Source organism: Marinomonas vulgaris, assembly GCF_018145875.1.
GTDB lineage: Bacteria > Pseudomonadota > Gammaproteobacteria > Pseudomonadales > Marinomonadaceae > Marinomonas > Marinomonas vulgaris.
In genome coordinates, this window is the sequence record NZ_JAGSSV010000017.1 from 16,333 (window position 1) to 35,990 (window position 19,658).

Below are 19,658 nucleotides of genomic sequence, written 5' to 3' on the forward strand. Positions count from 1 at the left end.
AAAACTCCTAACGTTCAGCCTAGAGGCTGCGCTTACGTAAAATGTTGGCGACAAGCATGATGAAGATAGATATAAAGATCAGTAAGGTAGAAGCAACTGCAATGACGGGAGTGAGGTCTTGCCTAAGAGTCGACCACATTTTTACAGGCAGTGTTTGTAATTCAGGGCTTGCCATCATCACACTGATCACCACTTCGTCCCAAGAAACCAAAAAAGCAAATAACGCACCGGCAAAAATACCGGGTTTAATCACTGGAAACGTGACTTTGAAAATGGCTTCGAGTCGACTAGCACCACATATCACGGCAGCGTTCTCAATGGACTTGTCGAACAACTTTAGAGAGTTGATGATTGAAATCATGGCGAACGGTAGGGCAACGATAACGTGGCTAATTACAAATGCAACTAGGGTTCCAGTCAAACCTAAGCTGAGAAACATGCTGTAGGTAGCGACGGCAATGATTACAACCGGCACAATCATTGGGAGCGTGAATAGGCTGTACAGATAATCTCTTCCAGCAAATTTACCGCGCACCAACGCAAACGATGTGGGCAATGCAATAGCGGTTGCGATAATCGACGTCATAAGCGCAACTTGTAAGCTGGTTAATGCGGCTTCTATCCATTGTGGGTTGTCAAAAAAACGCTCGTACCATTTTGTCGTCCAATGAGGTGGTGGAAAGATCAGCCATTGTGACGAACCAAACGACAAGGCGACAATGAAAAAAATTGGGAGCGCTAAAAACGAAGCAATAGCACCGGTTATAAAATACAAAGTGGACTTTAATTTCCACCCGATAGATTGAGGGGTCAATAACATATCAGCTGCCTTTGTTCGAGGATGTTGGTGAGTCTGATTGCACTTTTAGATAGATATAAAATATCACCAAGGTCACCGCAATTAGGATAGAAGCGGAGGCGCTTGCTACTCCCCAGTTCAAGAAATTCTGAATCTGCTGAACGATAAATTCAGGAAGCATCATGTTACTCACACCGCCCAAAAGAGCAGGTGTGACGTAATAACCCAGCGACATAACAAACACCATTAGAGCACCCGAAAAAATACCTGGCTTACACAAGGGAATGAAAATCTTAAAAAAAACAGAACGAGCTGAAGCACCACAAATAGAAGCCGCTTGTAATACCATGGGGTCGATTGTGCTCATGGAAGCCTGCAGAGGAAGCACAACGAAAGGAATCATAATGTAGGTCATTCCGATAATGACGCCAGATAGGTTATGAACCAGCTCTAAAGGTTGATCAATTAAACCAATGCCCATTAGTATTTTATTCAGGACACCAGAAGATTGCAGCAGAACCAACCATGAATAGGTGCGTGCCAGCAAACTGGTCCACATTGACAGTAAGACGACATTGAGTAAAAAACGTCCCCATCCTTTTGGAAACAAGGTGATACACCAAGCGAGTGGAAAGCCAAGCAGTACAGCAAACACAGTGACCAATGTGGCCACTAAAAAAGTGTTACCGAGAATCTTAATGTACGTGGATGTGGCCAGTAATTCATAAAAATTTCCTAAGCCGAACGAGGGCACGGTAACGCTTTTTATCAGAAGAATAACAAGAGGGATAAGAAAGAAAATACCTAAGAACAAACAAATCGGAAAAAGAAGAGACAAGTCCTTCCATTTTCGACTACTAAGAAGTAAAGACATATCAGTCACCTTAAAGCCCGCTGGGAGCGTGGTGTTCCCAGCGGTAAACGGGTTAAAAAGAGCCAGAAGTAGAGGTTACTTCAGTAACCAGCTGTTCCATTGAGAACTAATAGCCTGTCCATTTTTCGCCCAGTACTGATAATTTAGAGACACTTGATCTTCAGAATAGCTGGTCGGTAAATAAGCGTTTAGACCTTCATCGATAAGGGCGCTACTTTCATTATTAATTGGTGAATACGCTGTTAGAGTGGCAAAGTCAGCTTGGCCTTGCGCACTGGTTGAATAAGCTAAGAACTTCATTGCCGCGTCTTTATTTTTAGCCCCTTTAGGGATGACTAAAAAATCCGACATAACAAGATTATTGTCCCAGCTTACGCCAACCGGTAAGCCATCTTCTTGCAAAGAAAACACGCGCCCATTCCAAAACATGCCCATGCTCGCTTCACCAGAGGCGAGGAGTTGCTGTGATTGCGCGCCGCCGCCCCACCAAACAATATTATCTTTAATGGTATCTAGTTTTTTGAAGGCACGATCAAGATCCAGAGGGTATAGGTCTTTTTCAGCGACACCATCAGCAATAAGTGCCATTTCTAAAACACCCGGGCTTGGCCATTTATACAAAGCACGCTTACCTGGGTAATTCTCTATATCGAAAAGTTGTGACCACGAAGTAGGCTCGCTCGATAAGCGATTTTTGTTGTAGGCAAGCACAAAAGAGAAGTAAAACGACCCTATACCGTAGTCGGAGACAAAGCGCGGATCGATGTTTGTTTTATCAATAACACTGAAGTCCAGTGGCTCAAGCAAGCCTTCACTTGCTGCGCGATAGGCAAAATCGGCTTCTACGTCGACAAGATCCCATTGCACATTGCCGCTTTCAACCATGGCTTTTAATTTACCGTAATCTGTTGGTCCGTCCTGAACGACTTTGATGCCTGTATTGGCCGTAAAGGGCATAGCCCATGCTTGTTGTTGAGCGTCTTGAGTTGATCCGCCCCAGCTAACGAAGTTCATTGAGTCACTTGCGTTGGCACCGGCTACAGCCATACTTAGGGCAAGCGTTAATGCCCCTTTTTTTATCAATTTGTTCATTTTATAAGTTCCTTATGTGTTCTATTTTTTAGTTATATTTTGGCGTTCTGCATTCGAATTTAGCCAAAAAAATGACTGTTTAAAAAACAAACTCGCCAGACCATATTATGGTATTCCATAATATGGTCAAGCAAGTTTTGACTTTTATGCAATTTGATTTTTATAAAACGAGAAAGGAATTAATATTAGAAAAGTTAAATGTTGGGGGAAGATTGGAGAAAGAGGTGCCTGAAAATGCAAACGGCGACTATTCAAATAGCCGCCGTTTGTCTAACTCTGGGGATGTTAATTTAATAAACGTTAATTCTGAGGAAGTCCTTTTAGAATCAAGACAGTTGCGTCAGCACAAGCCAAGCGATGCTCACGAGCACTTTGGTAGGCCTCTGAATGGTAGCAATCAAGAGCAGCTTCATAGCTATCAAATTCAAACACCACAGCACGGGTTGGCGAAGGTTGATTTCCTTCTAGCATGGTAAAGTCTTCTCCGCGAGAAAGCATGCGCGCGCCGTGTTGAGCCAAAGCCCCTGGTGCTAACGCTAAATACGCTTGATACGCTTCTGCGTCGTCGACTTTGACATGGGCAATCCAATAACCTTTCATAGTCATTCTCTTGTTTGTGTTTATGAGTGTTAGTTGTTGTCTGCCAAAAGGCCTTGTTCTGTCAGCAATGCACGAGCAATACGGAAGCACTCGACACCTTGAGGAACGCCACAGTAAATAGCGATAACATGAATAATTGAACGTATTTCTTCCACGCTGACCCCGTTGTTAATGGCGCCTTTTAGATGCAACTCCCATTCTTCCATTTTGCCCAGTGCAGCAATCATAGAAAGATTCATCATGGAGCGTGTTTTGGCATCGATGGTGTCATCCCCCCAGCCAAAACCCCAACACCACTCTGTCATGGCTTCTTGAAACGGAAGATTAAATGCATCTGCTTTTTGCAGATTTTTCTCGACATATTCATCGCCCAACGTGGATTTGCGCTGCTTAATGCCTAATTCAAACAATTCTTTGTTCATAATTTTGTTCCTTTATCGATTTGTACTGCTATTTCATACGCCTGACGTAGGTGTCGTTCGCATATTTCAACCGCTCTCTCTGGATTATGCTCTTCAAGTGCTTTTACAAGATCGTAAAGATCTTTAGGGCCAGCGGTTTTACGACCTTCTGAATTTAGCGTGAAAGCGCGCAGGCGCGATATTCTAGAATTTAATTGCTCAACAAGAACCCAAGCCACATGCTTCTCACCCGTTTTAAAGATCAGTTCATAGAAACTGGTTGTGAGTTTGAGGGCGGTTTTGATGTCGTCTTTTTCAAGATACAGAGCGATATCATCATGGATCGCATAAAGCTGAGAAATGACTTCAGAAGTGATGACTTTACTGCATGCTTTTACCGCTGCGCCTTCTAATAAGGCACGGATTTCATAGATTTCACGGGCTTCAGAATCGCTTATAGAGGCGACAACAAAACCAGAATTTGGTATTCCATGAACCAGGCGTTCGCTCTCTAGATGGCGAATACATTCTCTCACTACTGTTCTGCTTACCCCCATTGTTTCGCATAAAGTTCTTTCAACTAGGCGTGTCCCCGGCTTTAGCGTATTGCTTGTAATCGCATCACGTAATGATGTAAGCGCACTTTCTTTAAGCGTTTTAGGGCGTTCAACCTTTTGCATCGTTTTTCTTTTCCTTGTTAGTTAAAACAGTATTTTTAAATATTAGCACATTATCGATTGAACTGGATAAGATAGTATGTTTATGATTGCATATTATGGTATACCATACTACAAGAATGAACCTTACAATATCCATCGGGAAAAATTATGACTTTAGAAATTCGTAAAATAGTGTGCTTTGAGGAAGAAACTCTAGTTGAAGGTTTTAAAGCAGCAGATAAACCTTTACGCATGTTTGCGGTGGCAGCAGTAGTAAAAAACCCTTGGGCAGGTCGTTATGTTGAAGATTTAAGACCCGTTGTGTTGGACTACGGCCCTCAATTGGGCAAATTGTTAACAGATCGTATTTGTGAATTAGCGGGAGGCGCAGAAAACATTGAAGCTTTCGGTAAAGCGGCCGTTGTTGGTTTAAAAGGTGAAATTGAACACGCTTCTGCGCTTATTCATACCTTGCACTTCGGTAACTTTTATCGCGAAGCGGTTGAAGCTAAATCCTTCCTTTCGTTCACCAACACCCGCGGTCCAGCTAATGCCTGTATTTCTGTACCCATGATGGACAAAAACGATGGCGGTCGTCGCTCTCACTACTTAACTCTACAATTCAATATTTGCGATGCACCTGCAGACGACGAAGTCGTTGTCGTGTTAGGAGGAGCATCCGGTGGTCGTCCTCATCATCGAATTGGCGACCGTTACCAGGAGTTGAAGGAGCTTGGACATGATATCGAAAATCCCGCAGCGGTTTAAATCGTCGCAGGGCTTAGCTTATATCAAGGTTGGCACAGGACCTTCTCTTGTGCTGATCCATGGTGTGGGTTTAAGACTCGACGCATGGATTCATCAAATAGAATATTTAGCACAAACGTTTACTGTTTATGCTGTGGATATGCCGGGGCATGGTGACAGTGATCTGTACCCAGAATGTCGAAACATTGACCAATACACGGATGTCATTGCCTCATGGATTACGTCAGATGTTGAAACGCCAGTGGTCATGGTTGGTCATTCAATGGGCTCCATGATCGCATTGAATTTCGCGATACGTTACTCAAACAGTTGTGTTGGTGTTGTTGCTCTCAACTCTATTTTTAGACGATCTGAAGAGGCCAAAAAAGCCGTCTTGAAGCGGGTATCTCAGATAAAAGAGAGTCTTTCAACGGATGATGTTACCGCACCGGTAAAGCGTTGGTTTGATTTTCCATTGTCTTCAGCCGACACAGAAAACGCCAAACTGTGTAGCGAGTGGCTAAGCAAAGCATCACTGAAAGGCTACCAACAAGCCTATGAAGTGTTTTGTTTTAATGATGGTCCATCCAATGACGCTCTGTCATCGCTGACAATTCCCGCGCTGTTTATGACCGGAAGTGGGGATGCTAATTCAACGCCAAAAATGTCTGAGGCCATGGCCGACTTATGCCCAAAGGGCAGTCGATACATCGTTGAGCATGCTCGTCATATGTTGACGTTAACGCACCACAAAGAAATTAACACAATAATAAAAGCATTTGGGCAACATTGCTTTGACCCAATAGAAGAGGTTTCTTATGAGTACATATGATCCACGAGCATTACGTGACGCTTTTGGCTCGTTTATGACGGGCGTCACAGTAGTGACTGCCGTGAGTAAAACAGGTGAGAAAGTGGGTTTTACCGCAAACTCTTTTACCTCGATATCCATGGATCCACCGCTATTAATGGTGTGCCCAGCGAACAAACTATCGAGCTTTGATGTGTTTGAACAATGCGATCATTTTAGTGTGAGTGTATTAGCTGAAGATCAGCAACATGCTTCAAACACATTCGCCAGCTCCAAGGGTGACCGTTTTTCCGAAGTAGAGTGCTCAGCAGATGAATTTGGAACGCCACTAATAGAGGGTGCTGTCGCGCATTTTTCCTGTTCTGCGTTTCATAAAATCCCTGCCGGTGATCATTTAATGTTGGTCGGAAAAGTAGAAAGCTTTTCAAGCAATGACAAACTTGGTTTGGGCTATGCAAAAGGCGGTTATTTTAGCTTGGGTATGGAACACAAAGCAGAAGACATGGCACATGGCAAATGCGCTAGCGTTGGTGCGTTAATTGAGTCTGCTGGCAACCTACTGGTGCAAAAAACCGACTCCGGTTACACATTGCCTGTTGTTGATATCTCACAAAATGAAGGTTCTCGTGCTTCCCTCGCTCGTTATTTGACGACACTGGGCGGCGACTTTGAAATTAGTCAGGTGTTTTCTGTCTATGAGAAAGCCACCACCAACAACTTTGTTGCTTTCTACCGAGTAGATTGTTCATCGGGCTCTATCCCATCGGATTGTGAATATGTATCTCTGGATGCGTTGAGCACATTGCCATTTATCTCCTCCGATTTGACTGCCATGGTTAAGCGTTTTGTCACAGAAAAACAAAACGGTGTTTTTAAATTGTATTTTGGTAATGAAGTAGAAGGAGATGTGCGATGAAATTTTCATTATTTGCTCACATGGAGCGCGTTAACGAAAGCCAGCGTCAAATGGAACTTTATGATGAATTTATATCATTGTGCAAGATGGCTGATGAGGGTGGCATGGTCACCGTTTGGACGGGCGAGCACCATGGCATGGATTTTACTATTGCGCCGAATCCATTTTTAAACCTTATTGATATTGCTCATCAGACGAAACAAGTGCGTTTGGGAACAGGTACCGTGGTTGCGCCATTCTGGCATCCTATTAAGTTAGCCGGTGAGGCCGCTATGACGGACATTATCACCGGAGGTCGCTTGGAGTTGGGGATCGCACGCGGTGCTTATTCGTTTGAATATGAACGAATGGTTCCAGGTGGCATTGATGCTTGGCAAGCAGGCGAATGCTTACGTGAAATGATACCGGCCATTAAAGGTTTGTGGAAAGGGGATCATACTCAGGAAAGTAAGCACTATAATTTTCCTAAAACCACATCATCACCAAAACCCTCTACGGAAGATGGTCCACCAATTTGGGTAGCGGCACGCGATATCAACAGTCATGAATTTGCCATCAGCCAAGACTGCAATGTTCAAGTGACCCCGCTTTGGCAAGGTCTTGAAGAGGTTGAGTCACTTATTAGTAAATACAAAGAAGCGTGTGAGAAATTTGAAAAACGCACCAAAATTATGATTTTGCAGCATACTTATGTGTCGAACGACGAACAGGAACTCGAAAAAGCGGCTCGCAAATTACATGAATTTTATTGTTACTTTGGGTCATGGTTCAAGAACGAGCGCCCTATTACTCAAGGATTGATTGAAGCATTAAGTCAAGACGAAATAGACAATCACCCATTTTATAAGCGTGACGCCATTCGAAAAGATTTAATGATTGGCTCTTCGCAGCAAATTATAGATCGCCTCAAGTACTATGAGGATCTTGGCTATGACGAGTTTTCCTACTGGAGCGATTCAAGTATGTCCAGAATCGAAAAAGAAACGTCTTTGCGCCGCTTTATTGACGAAGTGATGCCTGCATTTAACTAAGACCCTAGAGAGACAACATGCTTAATTTAACGTTACCTCACTACGCACTTTTTATTGACGGTGAATCGGTTGAAGGCGCCACTGGTAAAGTGATGACGACAATAAACCCAGCAACGGGTGAGCCGTGGGCAACTTTTGCTTGCGCTGAACCTCAAGACGTCGATCGTGCTGTTGCTGCCGCTCGTCGTGTATTGTCTGAACCAGAGTGGGCAGGCATCACCGCCACACAACGGGGAAAGTTGCTTAATAAACTGGCAGATTTATTGGAATGTCATTCGTCCGAATTAGGGGCGATAGAAACCACTGACAGTGGTAAATTGGCTGCTGAGACTCAGTCTCAAGCGCATTATGTGGCGAATTATTATCGTTATTATGCGGGTCTGGCAGACAAGATAGAAGGACACACTCTTCCCATCGATAAGCCTGATATGCATGTGTTTACCAAGCCAGAGCCGATTGGGGTCGTGGCAGCGGTTGTGCCTTGGAATGCTCAAATGTTTCTTACGGCAACTAAATTAGCGCCTGCTCTTGCTGCTGGTTGTAGTGTGATTATCAAAGCCTCGGAAATCGCGCCTATCGCCATTCTTGAGTTTGCTAAATTGATTACTGAAGCGGGCTTTCCAAAAGGGGTTGTGTCTGTCATTACGGGCGACGCCCCAGGCTGCTCAATTCCGTTAACGTCTCATCATGATATTGATCGACTTGCGTTTACTGGCGGCCCGGAAACAGCTAAGCATGTTGTCCGCAACACGGCCAATAATTTCGCGGTGACTTCATTGGAGCTTGGTGGTAAGTCTCCGATTCTAGCGTTCAATGATGCTAATCTCGAAAGTGCGACCAATGGCATTATTGCGGGTAATTTCGGCGCATCTGGTCAGTCTTGTGTGGCCGGTTCACGAGTCTATGTGCAGCGTGACTTGTATCCAAGTTTGGTCGCTAATTTGGTTGAGCGTACCAAGCAAATTCATGTGGGTGATCCACTTGATCCTAGCTCTCATATTGGGCCGCTTTGTACTCTTGCTCAGATAGAAGGGATAGAGCGAGCGTTAGAAAAAGCAATTTCGCAGGGGGCGAAAATATTAACTGGAGGTCACCGAATCACAGATCTCGGTGCAGGTTATTATTTTGCACCTACGATTGTTGAATGCCCCAATACTGAGATTGAAACCTTGCATGTTGAGTTGTTTGGACCGGTTATGTCTATTGCCGTTTTTGATACGGAAGAAGAGGCTATCACACTGGCTAACGCGTCTGAGTTTGGTTTGGGTTCTGGGTTATTCACTGAGAATTTATCAAAATCCTTGCGTGTCTCGCAAAAAATCAGATCGGGTATTTGTTGGGTAAATACCTACAGAGCGGTATCGCCTATGGCACCTTTTGGCGGCATAAACCAGTCTGGTTACGGTCGTGAGGCCGGCATTCAAGCCATTCAAGATTATATTCGAGTTCGCACCACTTGGATTAGTACATCCAGTGAACCTATGTCGAATCCATTTGTGATGCGTTAATACCATATAACGTCTCCCTGTAACTTACATGAGCTAGCCTTTTCCGTCCTGAAAGGGCGCTAAGCTCGTTATCTTAAAATAAAAATAATATCTTCAATTTTGAAGGGAATGCTTAGGAGTTTGTATGAAACCGAGCAAGACAGTGTCGCCCAGTGGTTTGTGGTTGGGCACAAATAAGTTTATGTGTATTGCATCCAGTTTGATGGTGTTTGCCTTTGTTATGTTCGCTGTTACTGATGTGACCTTTTCGAATAAGGTTTTCAATGCATTTAATGGCTGGATTACGACCAACCTTAGTTGGTATTACATCGCGGTTGTGAGTGGTGTACTTGGGTTTTCTATTTGGGTGGCGTTAAGTCGCTTTGGTAAAATTCGCTTGGGTAGAGATGACGAAAGCCCAGAATTCGGCTTTGTGGCTTGGTTTTCAATGCTGTTTAGTTGTGCCATTGGTACTGGGTTACTGTTCTGGAGCATTGGCGAACCCATTATGCATATGCAAGGCAACCCATTTATGACCATGGAAGGCATTCAGCCTAACACAGTGGAAGCTGCTCAAATGGCCATAAAAATCACCATGTTTCATTGGGGACTTCATGGCTGGTCTGTGTATATTTTGGTTGGGTTGTGCCTTGCGTATTTTAGTTATCGCCGAGGTTTACCTCTGACGGTAAGGTCGGGGCTGTATCCATTGTTGGGTGAGCGTATTAATGGCCCGATTGGCCATGCGGTGGATTTGCTTGCCATCTTTAGTACCTTATTTGGTACGGCAACCACACTGGGATTAGGCGTATCACAGATGAATGCTGGATTGAATTATTTGTTTGGCATGTCAATTTCGACACAATCACAGTTGATTTTAATAGCGGTTGTGACCTTAGTGGCCACTCTGTCTGCACTATCGGGCGTGGGACGCGGCATTAAAACGTTGAGTATTTGGAACATTCGGTTGAGTGTTTTAGTTATTGTCTTCTTCGTTGTGGCTGGGCCGACGGTGTTTCTTTTAGACCTTGCTGTGTCGAGTGTGGGTGATTATGCGGTGTCATTTGTTGCTATGGGCTTTTGGGTAGATTTGAATCCAGAGGGGCAATGGCAAGGTTGGTGGACAATTTTTTACTGGGGCTGGTGGCTGTCTTGGGGTCCATTAGTCGGTATGTTTATCGCGCGCATCTCCCGTGGCCGAACCATTCGTCAATTCATGTTGTCGGCCTTGATCATTCCCCCTTTAGGCGGCTTTATCTGGATTGTTGTATTTGGTGGAACGGCGCTTCATATTGATTTGTTCCAAGGTGGTCATCTTACTCAAGTAGTGAATGATGACATTACGCAAGCCTTGTACAGCACGATCGAAGCCCTGGGTGTCGAGTCTTTGACGGGGCCAGTGGCGTTGCTGTCAACTATATTGATTGTAACTTGGTTCGTTACTTCTGCAGATTCAGGCACTCTGGTTATTAGTACCATTATCTCTCAAGGCAGTGCACATCCGCCTAAATGGTTGCGTTTGGCATGGGGTGTTGGGCTTGGTGTTGTGTCAGCGGTTTTACTGTTAGCTGGTGGGCTCGATGCACTTAAAACGGCGTCGATCATAGCGGCTTTTCCATTCTCTATCATATTGGTCTTTATGTGCTGGGCACTGGCCAAGGGATTAAATGACGAAAAAATGGGCGTAACGTACACCGAAAATGATTTAGCCAAACAAAACTAACTTATATCTGCTTCGTACGAACAGTGCGAAGCAGATTCACCCCATTTATTGGAGTTAATCAATGTTTAATGCAGCACTAAACGACAGCACCCTATTTAAATTTCAGGGCTTTATTAATGGCGAGTGGGTCGCCGCAGATTCTGGTGAAGAGTTTGATGTTATTAACCCAGCGAACGGAGAGTGCATTGCGAAGGTCGCCAATTTAGGTGCTTCAGAAACACAAAAAGCCATTGTTGCGGCTCATGAAGCACTGGAAGTATGGGCAAATATCACGGCAAAGGAAAAGTCGATTTATCTACGAAAATGGTATGACCTTGTTATCGAACATCAAAACGATTTAGCGCACATAATGAGCCTAGAGCAAGGTAAAATTCTGAGTGAAGCACTTGGTGAAGTGATTTACGGAGCCTCTTATATTGAATGGTTTGCAGAAGAAGCCAAGCGTATCTACGGTGACTTGCTTCCTAGCACCACGCTTAATCGCCGCTCCTTAGTGATGAAACAGCCTATTGGTGTGGTGGCGGCCATTACACCTTGGAATTTTCCAACGGCAATGATTACTCGTAAAGTCGCACCTGCATTAGCTGCGGGGTGTGCGATTGTTTTAAAACCAGCCGCTGAAACACCTCTATCTGCGTTGGCCCTAGCTGAGCTTGCACAGCGAGCAGGCATTCCTAAAGGGTTGTTTAGTGTCATACCAGGAACAGATGCTGTCGCGATAGGGGAGCAACTAACCAGTCATAAATTGGTTAAAAAAGTCACCTTTACAGGCTCTACACGAGTTGGAAAATTATTAATGGCGCAATCAGCGCAAACTGTAAAACGGACTTCCATGGAATTAGGAGGCAATGCTCCCGTACTGGTCTTTAGTGATGCGGATATTGATAAAGCCGTTGAGGGTACCTTTGCCGCAAAATTTAGGAACGCAGGTCAAACCTGTATTTGTGCAAATAGATTGTTGGTTCATGCCAGTGTCTATGATGAATTCGTGACAAAATTAACAGAAAAAGTGTCTCATTTTGTTTTAGGTAATGGGATGGAAGCAAGCAGTACCATGGGGCCTTTAATTACAAACGACGCGGTGGAAAATGTCTCTGATTTGGTCGCTGATGCGGTTGGTAAAGGGGCAACGGTTAACATTGGCGGAGCGGCACGAGAAGGCGAGGGATATTTTTATCAGCCGACAGTGATCTGTGGCCTAGATCAAACCATGCGACTTTCGAAAGAAGAAGTATTTGGGCCTGTTGCCCCAGTCTTTAAGTTCGAGTCTGATGATGAGGCCATTGCCATGGCCAACGACACAGAGTTCGGACTGGCAGCTTATATTTTTACGAATGACCAGTCGCGTTGTTGGAGAGTGAGTGAGCGTCTTGAATATGGCATGGTTGGTGTTAATGAAACCGCAATCAGTTCTGAAATGATCCCATTTGGTGGTATAAAAGAATCTGGCCAAGGCAGAGAAGGCTCGAAATATGGCCTAGATGATTACCTCGAAACGAAATACATTTGCTTGGGTAACATCTGAATTTTACAGAAATAAAAGACTCGTCATGTAGCCATTTGTATCATAATTGGCAGGGTGATGAGTCTTTGCTTTCAGTAAGTACTCAATTGCAATTGATGTTAACTTTCTTTCTCTATCATTCAAAAATGAAAACCCTACACACAAGTGTTTTTCATAATCCAACTGAACTGAACTGAATAAGTAAAGAACTAATATGGTATCTGAGGCCCCTGAACATATATCTTGAACTAAAAAGCCGAACTTTGTGTTCGGCTTTTTAGTTTTAAACACGACTAATCAGGGTAAGTCGTCGATGCACTTTTAGTCATGCCATTTGCTTTAGCCTCAGTGTTCATTTGGTAAGTGATTGCGGGTTACGGATACGGTGGCGACGGGAAAACTTGCCATTCTCTGCTTTCTCAGCCTGTTTGAGCGTGTCTTTAGCCATTTGTGCAGGCGATGCTAAGCCTAGCTCTTGCAAGGCTGTTTCAGCTTTAGCTGCCCGCTCTTCAAAAGTATTTAAAGCAGCTAAGGTGTCTTCAGTTAGGCGTTCTTTTGACTCTAAGTACTTTAGTCGCGGGTATCGTCCAGCCATCGCGACTCCCCAGTTAAGGGCAGGGTCCCACCATGAATTTATATCGCGTCCCATACCTGTAATATGATGCTTAAGTACATCGTCGAGTGCTCCGTTCAACAGTGCTAAATCAAAGTCGACGCCGTGCGCTGTATCCTTCGATTTATCACCATAGGCATTGACGCCGGTTTTTGAAGGCCCTGTACGTGTATCGCGGTAGCGTGCGAGTGTCATCATGTCGCTTGCTAATACTGGCTTGTTTACGGGTAAACAAATGGCTTCAGGATCCCCCATTAACTGACCCCAAGACATACGAATAAAGGTGTGCTGATCCTCCATTCCTGGGTGGGTACATCTGAGTCCGATAGCGTACGCTTCCAAGTCTTCTTGTAAAAATTGGAAGCCGGTGTAACGGGCCCAGCGAACAACTAGAAATTCGTCTGCAGAAGCGCCCGGCAAATGAAAATCAACATCTTGTAAGTAATCTATTACGATTTGAACTTGTTCATCTGATAGCTCAATGTCTTCATGTAATGGATACATACCCTCGAATGTGTTGCGCACCGGCCTTTGTTTTTTGGCCATGTGGGCGTCTAGTTCGACTTGAGAGCGTGGCCGTGTCTTTTTTGTCGTCATGAAATTATTTTCCTTTTTCGTGAACAATCAGATGGATTGGTTACGGTCGAAGAAATCAGTATCTTCAAAGTAGCCACCGCGGCCTTCAAGAATAATATCGTATCGGTTAACGACCTCGATGCGTTCGAGCCATTTTAAACTACGAAACCCCGTTGAGGTTTCTAGACGCAAACGTACAGGACCTCCATTTTTTGCTGGAATTTCACCCTCGTCATTTAGCTCGAAAGCGATGAGTGTTTGAGGCATTCTGGCTTCAACCATGGGGGTGGATTCATAGTAGGTGCCTCCTTCATAAAGGATGTCATCACGCCCCATATTCTGAAAACTGGTGTATATGACATCTGTTGCACCTGGCAAGGGATTCACCAGATCAAGAAGGTCAGATACGGTAATGCCGCGCCAGCGTCCGATCGAGGAAAACCCTTGGACGCAATGATGGAGTGTTGTTTGCGAATGACCTGATGCCAACTCACGAAGCTCCGCAATCGTAAGTGTCATCGGATGCTCTACATAGCCTCCAATTTCAAGCACATAGTCGTCCTCATAGCCGTTAGCCATAAGAGCAAGGTATTCATCGGTTTCTGGAGGTCGCCCGCTGCCACGAAAGTTTTGTGTTGTATTCTCAAGGCCGACGTCTTTACCAGTGATATTGGAACGATCGTATTGCATGCGTGCAGGCAGTTTATAAAGCAGATTTGACCATGGACGTACAATGACATTGTGTAGCCTTTCAACTGCGCGTCCATCAGATAGCGACCATCGTGTGGCTATCACATGCAGAGCCACGACAAGAGTGAGACCAACAGTAAAAATACTGCCGCCCAGAACAGGGTTGTTTGAATCTCCCAATACCATTTTTGAGGTTTCGTGTAGATAACCGTGTAGGAAGACCAACACGACATGAATAGCAAAAAATGCCAGATACCCCACAAGGCACAAAAAGTGCGTACTACGAATCACTTGGCGGCCACCTAAAAGCCGTGTTATTCGAGAAAAGTGATTGGCTATAGCAGGAGATTGAAACGCGCCAGTAAGGATTACCAAAGGTGTTAAAACTAATATGATGAAACCGTATGACAACTGTTGTAGGGCGTTAAACACCATTCCCTCAACAGGATGAGGCATGGTAAAGGCAAGGTAAGACAGCATATCTTGACCCGCCTGAGCAAACGTATCCCAGCTAGTAGGAACATAGCGTCGCCACTGACCAGTAACCAGCAATAACACAAAATAAATAACCCAACAGGTCACAAAACCAGTAACGGCCATAAAATGCCAATATCGCCCAAGACCAAGAAGACCTCGTCCAGGCAAAGATACACGAGGAGAGTAGTCGCTGTATTCACCACCTACCGTGTAGTACTTATGTTTAGGCTCTTTTTGTATCGTGAATTGCGCCCAAGAAGTGCCAGGTACAGTGTGTTGCGAGCGATACAGTTTGGGATAGGTTGATAAAATTTCTAGGCCTGATCTAACAAGAAAAGAAATAAAAATAATGTTGAGGAAGTGCTCCACGCGAAGCCACCAAGGAAATCCGAGATCCATTGAGAAACCCTTACTAGTCAGTAAAATTTTGATTATCAGGGGCGGCGACGATCATTCCAAAGCGCAGTGCCCAAAAGAGTAGGATGTAGATAACAGCGGCAAACAGTGTCAGATTCCAAATAGCCGCATCAACAATACTTGCGCCATTCCAGACGTAAGGAGCCTTTCCAAAAATTCCGCCTAAATAAACTAGCAAAGAAGATAAGGCAATGATCAACCCCGATGTCCAGATGCGAGCATTAGACATGAAACCAGTGGTGACAAACACAGCAGAGCCTCCGGTAATACACCAAAGTGCTTGAGTAGCAAAAGGAAAGATCTCATGGTTTGAAAAAGTCACCATTGCCGACGCCACACCGATCACAGCGATTAAGGCGACAAGTAGTAATCGAGTGACTCTGGGCAAGTTGATGCGGATATAGCGGAAAAGCGGAGCGCGCTTTTTACCTGGTTTGATGTGCTCAAGTACAGGTTCAGTGGCATTTTTGGTGCCGCGGAGGTCTATACCAGAACGCAAAGCAGGAGAGTTGTGGTCTTCCATTACACTGCCTCTATTAATGAATATTACACGTCAGTCAGCTTTTTACTGGTCTTGTCGAGCTGACATTTGTACAGGATAGTGTTTTTAACAGCAACAATGTCAGGCATTAAGCTGAAATCTAAGGAAACTGCGATTAAAAAATTGAACAGTAGCCAGTACTTCTAACTCGGCTAAAAAATAAAAATGTCACCCATTTCATTACTTTTAGCTCTTAAAAAAGCTCATTCAGCCTTGTTTACGGTCTCTTGAATGCATCAATCCCTTGCGACTCAAATCATCCTGTTAATCCTAAACCCATTAACCAGGTCAAGCCGTGTTGCTAGTTTGTCGTCATTTCACCAGTGTATTAACGACAGAAAAAAAAAGACTTTAGTGATCTGAAACAATTTTTTACTCAAAAAATACAAGTTTATTCCTTTTTATATACATATTTGTTGTAACCTCCACACTTTAATCATTCAATGACATGTTTTGTTCTTGTACCTCACGATCGGTCAAACAAGGACGTTGAGTTTTCTCGATGTTTGGTGGTTGTTAGTTTTTGCAAAGTACACAGGTAAGGTGTGTTTTAGCAAGATTTTGAGGGGTATACGGTGTTTCGTTTTTTTCTAAACAAAGTGTTTTTTAAAACAAGCATAGTGCTTGCTAGTGCAGTCTTCGTGGTGGGCTGTGCAAGTACAACGTTTGATACAAGCAATGTGGCATTAAGTTGTGACGATAATTTTACCCGATGTGCTCAGGTTGTTGAGCCACCATTAACAGCTTCCGATTCGCCATCAAACGTGGTCGATTCAGCAGAACAAGCCTCGATAGATCAATCTGCAAATGTGGTCACCACGGAGGAGATTGCTGCCTCCACACTTCCTGATGCCACTCCTGTGATCGCTCCAATTGAATTTGGCTTTGATAATGTCCACGCCACTGTTTCAGATATTCAGCAAGTCGTCACCTTTTTGTTGGCGAACCCAGAAATCACTCTGACTCTTCATGGCTACACAGATCCTATTGGCAGTGAATCCTACAACCGTGCCTTGTCTTACAATCGAGCAGAGTACGTTCGTCAACGTTTACTGTTATCGGGTGTTCCTGCCGAGCAATTGACTATTCAAGCCCATGGAGAGCAAGACCTTATTGTGGCGGAAGTTGATCAAGATGATTTATCAAGAGAAGCCCTCATTCGTCTTTACGCCCCTAATCGTCGTGTTGAGCTGTCGTTTGATTAGGCTATTGCCCAATAAACGCGACACAACCACTTCTCATTTTTATAATTTTTCGTTGTTTCATAAGGAGATATCATGGCTGCCCTTCCTACTTTTGGTAAAACACTTCTCGCTGTATTGGTTGCGGCGACGGTCGCAGGTTGTTCTGTTACCCCAAACCGTTTAACCGATGGCGATGTAATGACAAGTGTCAATGAAAACACAGCCATGCTGGAAAAGGATCTTGCGCCTATTACAGGTCCAATTGACCTAAATGAAGCCTTTGCGCGAACCATCAAATACAACCGAGATGCACGACTCAAAGCCTTTGAAGCAGTAGTATCTCAGGGACAACTGGCCGTCGATCGATTCGATATGCTGCCAGAGCTTGCGGCTCAAGCAGGCTATAATCGTCGAAACAACTACGCCGCTTCGGCTTCGGTGACTTTCGTTGGTGACGAACCTTCTAGTTTGGGCAGTAACCCTACTTATTCCGTTTCCTCCGACAAAACCACGGTCAGTGCCAGTATAGGTGCAACGTGGGACGTGTTGGATTTTGGATTGTCTTACTATCGTGCCAAACAGCAAGCTGATCGCTTTTTGATTTCGAAAGAGCGTGAACGCAAAGTGGTTCACAGCATCATGGAGCAATCTCGTCGCGCGTACTACCGTGCGGTGTCGGCAGAACGTCTGTTAACCAAGATTAATCCACTGATTGCCAAAGCACGCGGTGCACTGATTGATTCAGCAAAAATAGAACAGCTGAGAAGTCAGTCGCCTATGGAAGCCTTAACTTATCAACGTGCCTTGTTAGAAACCCTTCGTACTCTGCAAGATATCCGTAAAGACTTGGTGCCAGCGAAATCTGAATTGGCGATTTTAATGGGCCTAAACCCGGCAACGGAATTTGAACTCGCCGACGTTAACAACCCAAGTTTCACCACGCCAACTCTGTCATTGAAAATGGCGGATATGGAGCGCACCGCATTAGTGTTACGTCCAGAATTGAGAGAAGCCCAATATCAAGAACGCATCACCCAAGAAGAAGTGCATTCTGCCTTCTTGTCTTTGTTCCCAAGCTTAAGCCTTAGCGCGGGTCTTAATTATAACGATTCCGACTACTTACGTTACAACGACTGGACATCAACAGGGGTTGGCATTAACTGGAACCTAATGAATGTGTTCCGCTATGGCAGCATTGATAAATTGAACAATTTAAAAGTGGCGGCCAGTAAGCAAAAAGCGCTTGCCATGTCCATGTCGGTCATTTCGCAAGTCCATATTGCCAATTTGCAATTGAGCGAAGCCAACGATACTTACGCGCTGGCGGATCAATACTACGACGTGGCTCAGCGTATTAAAGGGCAAGTTGATTCAAGCCGTGCAGCACAGCAAACAGGCGAATTAGCCGTTATCCGCGAAGATCTTAACGCTTTGTTGGCAGAATTACGCCGTGATGTGGCCTACGCAGATTTGCAGAATAACTTCGGTAAAGTGCTGGTTTCCATGGGGTTAGATCCATTGCCAGAGGGTTTCGGTGGGATGAATTTAGACCAATTGTCCAATGCCTTTGACACCATGTTTGCTCGCTGGGAACAGGGCGACATTGCCTATGTGTCTGAAGACGAGATGCAGGCAGCGTTAGCGGCTCACACCACAGAAAAATAGGGTTTGATGGCTAAGGTGACGATTAGGATAAAGAATATGACGGCGGAAAAAGTGAAAACCAAAGCCTTGTTGATTTGTTTATTCGCGAGTCTCTTCTCATTGCCTGTTGTGGCACAAGAGACGGTGAAAGCGAGGGGCTTGTTGGTTGCAACCAACAAAGCCACCTTATCTAGCGAACTGGCCGCCCGTGTCATTGCATTACCCAAAAAGATGGGTGATGGATTTAAGCAAGGCGATACGCTTATCCAACTTGACTGCCGATTGTTTGCGGCCCAGTTGCAAAAAGTGAACGCAGAAGTCGCGGTTGCAACGGCAAAGTTAGACAGTACGCGCCAGCTTAGCCAGTTAAATTCCATCGGCACACTAGAAGTCGTTATCGCAGAGTCTGAGCTACAAAAGGCGCAAGCGGAACAAAGCATGGCGCAATTAAATGTTGATCGATGTGACATCAAGGCACCTTTTGATGGCTATGTTGAACAGCTTGATATTCAGCGTTTTGAAGTGGTGCAACAGCAACAGGCGTTGATGAACATCGTCAGCCGTGCCTCACTAGAAGCTGACATCATTGTACCCGCCCACTGGATGACTTGGTTGCAACTCAATAGCGCTATTGGCTTGCGAGTAGAAGAAACGCAACAAAGCCTGCGAGCGGTGGTGAGTCACATTGGACCGAGTGTCGACCCGACCAGCCAAACGTTACAGCTGCGTGCGACCATCTCCAGTATACCCGCTAAGGTATTACCCGGTATGAGTGTCGTCGCCGAATTTACATCACAGTAAAACGCACTTTTGCTCTTATTGAACAAGGGCAAAACAGCAAACGAATTCCATTATTAGCCCTAAACAGGTGG

General features: G+C 44.7%; 19 protein-coding genes. 10 read left to right on the plus strand and 9 right to left on the minus strand.

What is annotated here, in order from left to right; all coding sequences use genetic code 11:
* Positions 1-19: 19 nt before the first annotated feature.
* The 6 genes from J9B83_RS12010 to J9B83_RS12035 all read right to left on the minus strand — a co-directional run bounded on the left by J9B83_RS12010 (position 20) and on the right by J9B83_RS12035 (position 4,446).
* Positions 20-820 (minus strand): ABC transporter permease, encoded by an 801-nt coding sequence (locus J9B83_RS12010; protein ID WP_211537041.1) that lies wholly within the window; start codon positions 818-820, stop codon positions 20-22.
* Position 821: 1 nt separating this feature from the next.
* Positions 822-1,673 carry an ABC transporter permease gene (locus tag J9B83_RS12015; protein ID WP_211537043.1) on the minus strand — a complete coding sequence of 284 codons (852 nt, stop codon included), beginning with the start codon at positions 1,671-1,673 and terminating at the stop codon, positions 822-824.
* 75 nt (positions 1,674-1,748) lie between these two features.
* On the minus strand, positions 1,749-2,765 hold the full coding sequence (locus J9B83_RS12020; RefSeq protein ID WP_211537045.1) for an ABC transporter substrate-binding protein: 1,017 nt from the start codon (positions 2,763-2,765) through the stop codon (positions 1,749-1,751).
* 300 nt (positions 2,766-3,065) lie between these two features.
* Positions 3,066-3,365, minus strand: a complete 300-nt coding sequence (locus J9B83_RS12025; RefSeq protein ID WP_211537047.1) for a DUF1330 domain-containing protein — start codon at positions 3,363-3,365, stop codon at positions 3,066-3,068.
* A 29-nt stretch (positions 3,366-3,394) separates the two neighbouring features.
* Entirely contained in the window at positions 3,395-3,787 is a 393-nt protein-coding gene (locus tag J9B83_RS12030; protein WP_211537054.1) for a carboxymuconolactone decarboxylase family protein, read from the minus strand.
* Complete coding sequence (locus J9B83_RS12035; protein ID WP_211537056.1) at positions 3,784-4,446, minus strand: GntR family transcriptional regulator; 663 nt, start codon at positions 4,444-4,446, stop codon at positions 3,784-3,786. The genes J9B83_RS12030 and J9B83_RS12035 overlap by 4 nt, the downstream gene beginning before the upstream one ends.
* A gap of 147 nt (positions 4,447-4,593) precedes the next feature.
* Here J9B83_RS12035 and J9B83_RS12040 point away from each other — a divergent pair, with 147 nt between their 5' ends.
* From J9B83_RS12040 to J9B83_RS12070, 7 genes are all read left to right on the plus strand, one after another.
* Positions 4,594-5,193 (plus strand): amino acid synthesis family protein, encoded by a 600-nt coding sequence (locus tag J9B83_RS12040; protein WP_211537058.1) that lies wholly within the window; start codon positions 4,594-4,596, stop codon positions 5,191-5,193.
* The gene (locus J9B83_RS12045) at positions 5,165-6,004 is read left to right on the plus strand and encodes an alpha/beta fold hydrolase (protein ID WP_211537060.1); all 840 of its coding nucleotides are present in this window, start codon (positions 5,165-5,167) and stop codon (positions 6,002-6,004) included. The genes J9B83_RS12040 and J9B83_RS12045 overlap by 29 nt, the downstream gene beginning before the upstream one ends.
* Complete coding sequence (locus J9B83_RS12050; RefSeq protein ID WP_211537062.1) at positions 5,991-6,899, plus strand: flavin reductase family protein; 909 nt, start codon at positions 5,991-5,993, stop codon at positions 6,897-6,899. Before J9B83_RS12045 ends, J9B83_RS12050 begins: the two co-directional genes overlap by 14 nt.
* On the plus strand, positions 6,896-7,930 hold the full coding sequence (locus J9B83_RS12055; protein ID WP_211537063.1) for an LLM class flavin-dependent oxidoreductase: 1,035 nt from the start codon (positions 6,896-6,898) through the stop codon (positions 7,928-7,930). The genes J9B83_RS12050 and J9B83_RS12055 overlap by 4 nt, the downstream gene beginning before the upstream one ends.
* Positions 7,931-7,947: 17 nt before the next feature.
* The gene (locus J9B83_RS12060) at positions 7,948-9,438 is read left to right on the plus strand and encodes an aldehyde dehydrogenase (protein WP_211537065.1); all 1,491 of its coding nucleotides are present in this window, start codon (positions 7,948-7,950) and stop codon (positions 9,436-9,438) included.
* A 124-nt stretch (positions 9,439-9,562) separates the two neighbouring features.
* Positions 9,563-11,140, plus strand: a complete 1,578-nt coding sequence (locus tag J9B83_RS12065) for a BCCT family transporter (RefSeq protein WP_211537067.1) — start codon at positions 9,563-9,565, stop codon at positions 11,138-11,140.
* A gap of 61 nt (positions 11,141-11,201) precedes the next feature.
* Entirely contained in the window at positions 11,202-12,665 is a 1,464-nt protein-coding gene (locus J9B83_RS12070; protein ID WP_211537069.1) for an NAD-dependent succinate-semialdehyde dehydrogenase, read from the plus strand.
* Between the two features lie 331 nt (positions 12,666-12,996).
* Here the strand turns inward: J9B83_RS12070 and J9B83_RS12075 are convergent, their stop codons facing one another.
* The 3 genes from J9B83_RS12075 to J9B83_RS12085 form a co-directional block, all read right to left on the minus strand.
* A complete protein-coding gene (locus J9B83_RS12075) occupies positions 12,997-13,803 on the minus strand; it encodes a hypothetical protein (protein ID WP_211537071.1) in 807 nt (268 codons plus the stop codon).
* 78 nt (positions 13,804-13,881) lie between these two features.
* Complete coding sequence (locus J9B83_RS12080; RefSeq protein WP_211537078.1) at positions 13,882-15,399, minus strand: molybdopterin-dependent oxidoreductase; 1,518 nt, start codon at positions 15,397-15,399, stop codon at positions 13,882-13,884.
* A gap of 13 nt (positions 15,400-15,412) precedes the next feature.
* Positions 15,413-15,940 (minus strand): hypothetical protein, encoded by a 528-nt coding sequence (locus tag J9B83_RS12085; protein ID WP_211537080.1) that lies wholly within the window; start codon positions 15,938-15,940, stop codon positions 15,413-15,415.
* A gap of 593 nt (positions 15,941-16,533) precedes the next feature.
* On the opposite strand from J9B83_RS12085, the gene J9B83_RS16015 reads away from it, so the two are divergent.
* From J9B83_RS16015 to J9B83_RS12100, 3 genes are all read left to right on the plus strand, one after another.
* Positions 16,534-17,163, plus strand: coding sequence for an OmpA family protein (locus J9B83_RS16015; RefSeq protein ID WP_211537082.1), 630 nt, complete (start codon positions 16,534-16,536; stop codon positions 17,161-17,163).
* A gap of 72 nt (positions 17,164-17,235) precedes the next feature.
* Positions 17,236-18,807: a TolC family protein gene (locus J9B83_RS12095; protein WP_211537084.1), complete on the plus strand. Its 1,572-nt coding sequence runs from the start codon at positions 17,236-17,238 to the stop codon at positions 18,805-18,807.
* Positions 18,808-18,843: 36 nt separating this feature from the next.
* Positions 18,844-19,587, plus strand: coding sequence for an efflux RND transporter periplasmic adaptor subunit (locus tag J9B83_RS12100; RefSeq protein WP_211537085.1), 744 nt, complete (start codon positions 18,844-18,846; stop codon positions 19,585-19,587).
* Positions 19,588-19,658: the final 71 nt, after the last annotated feature.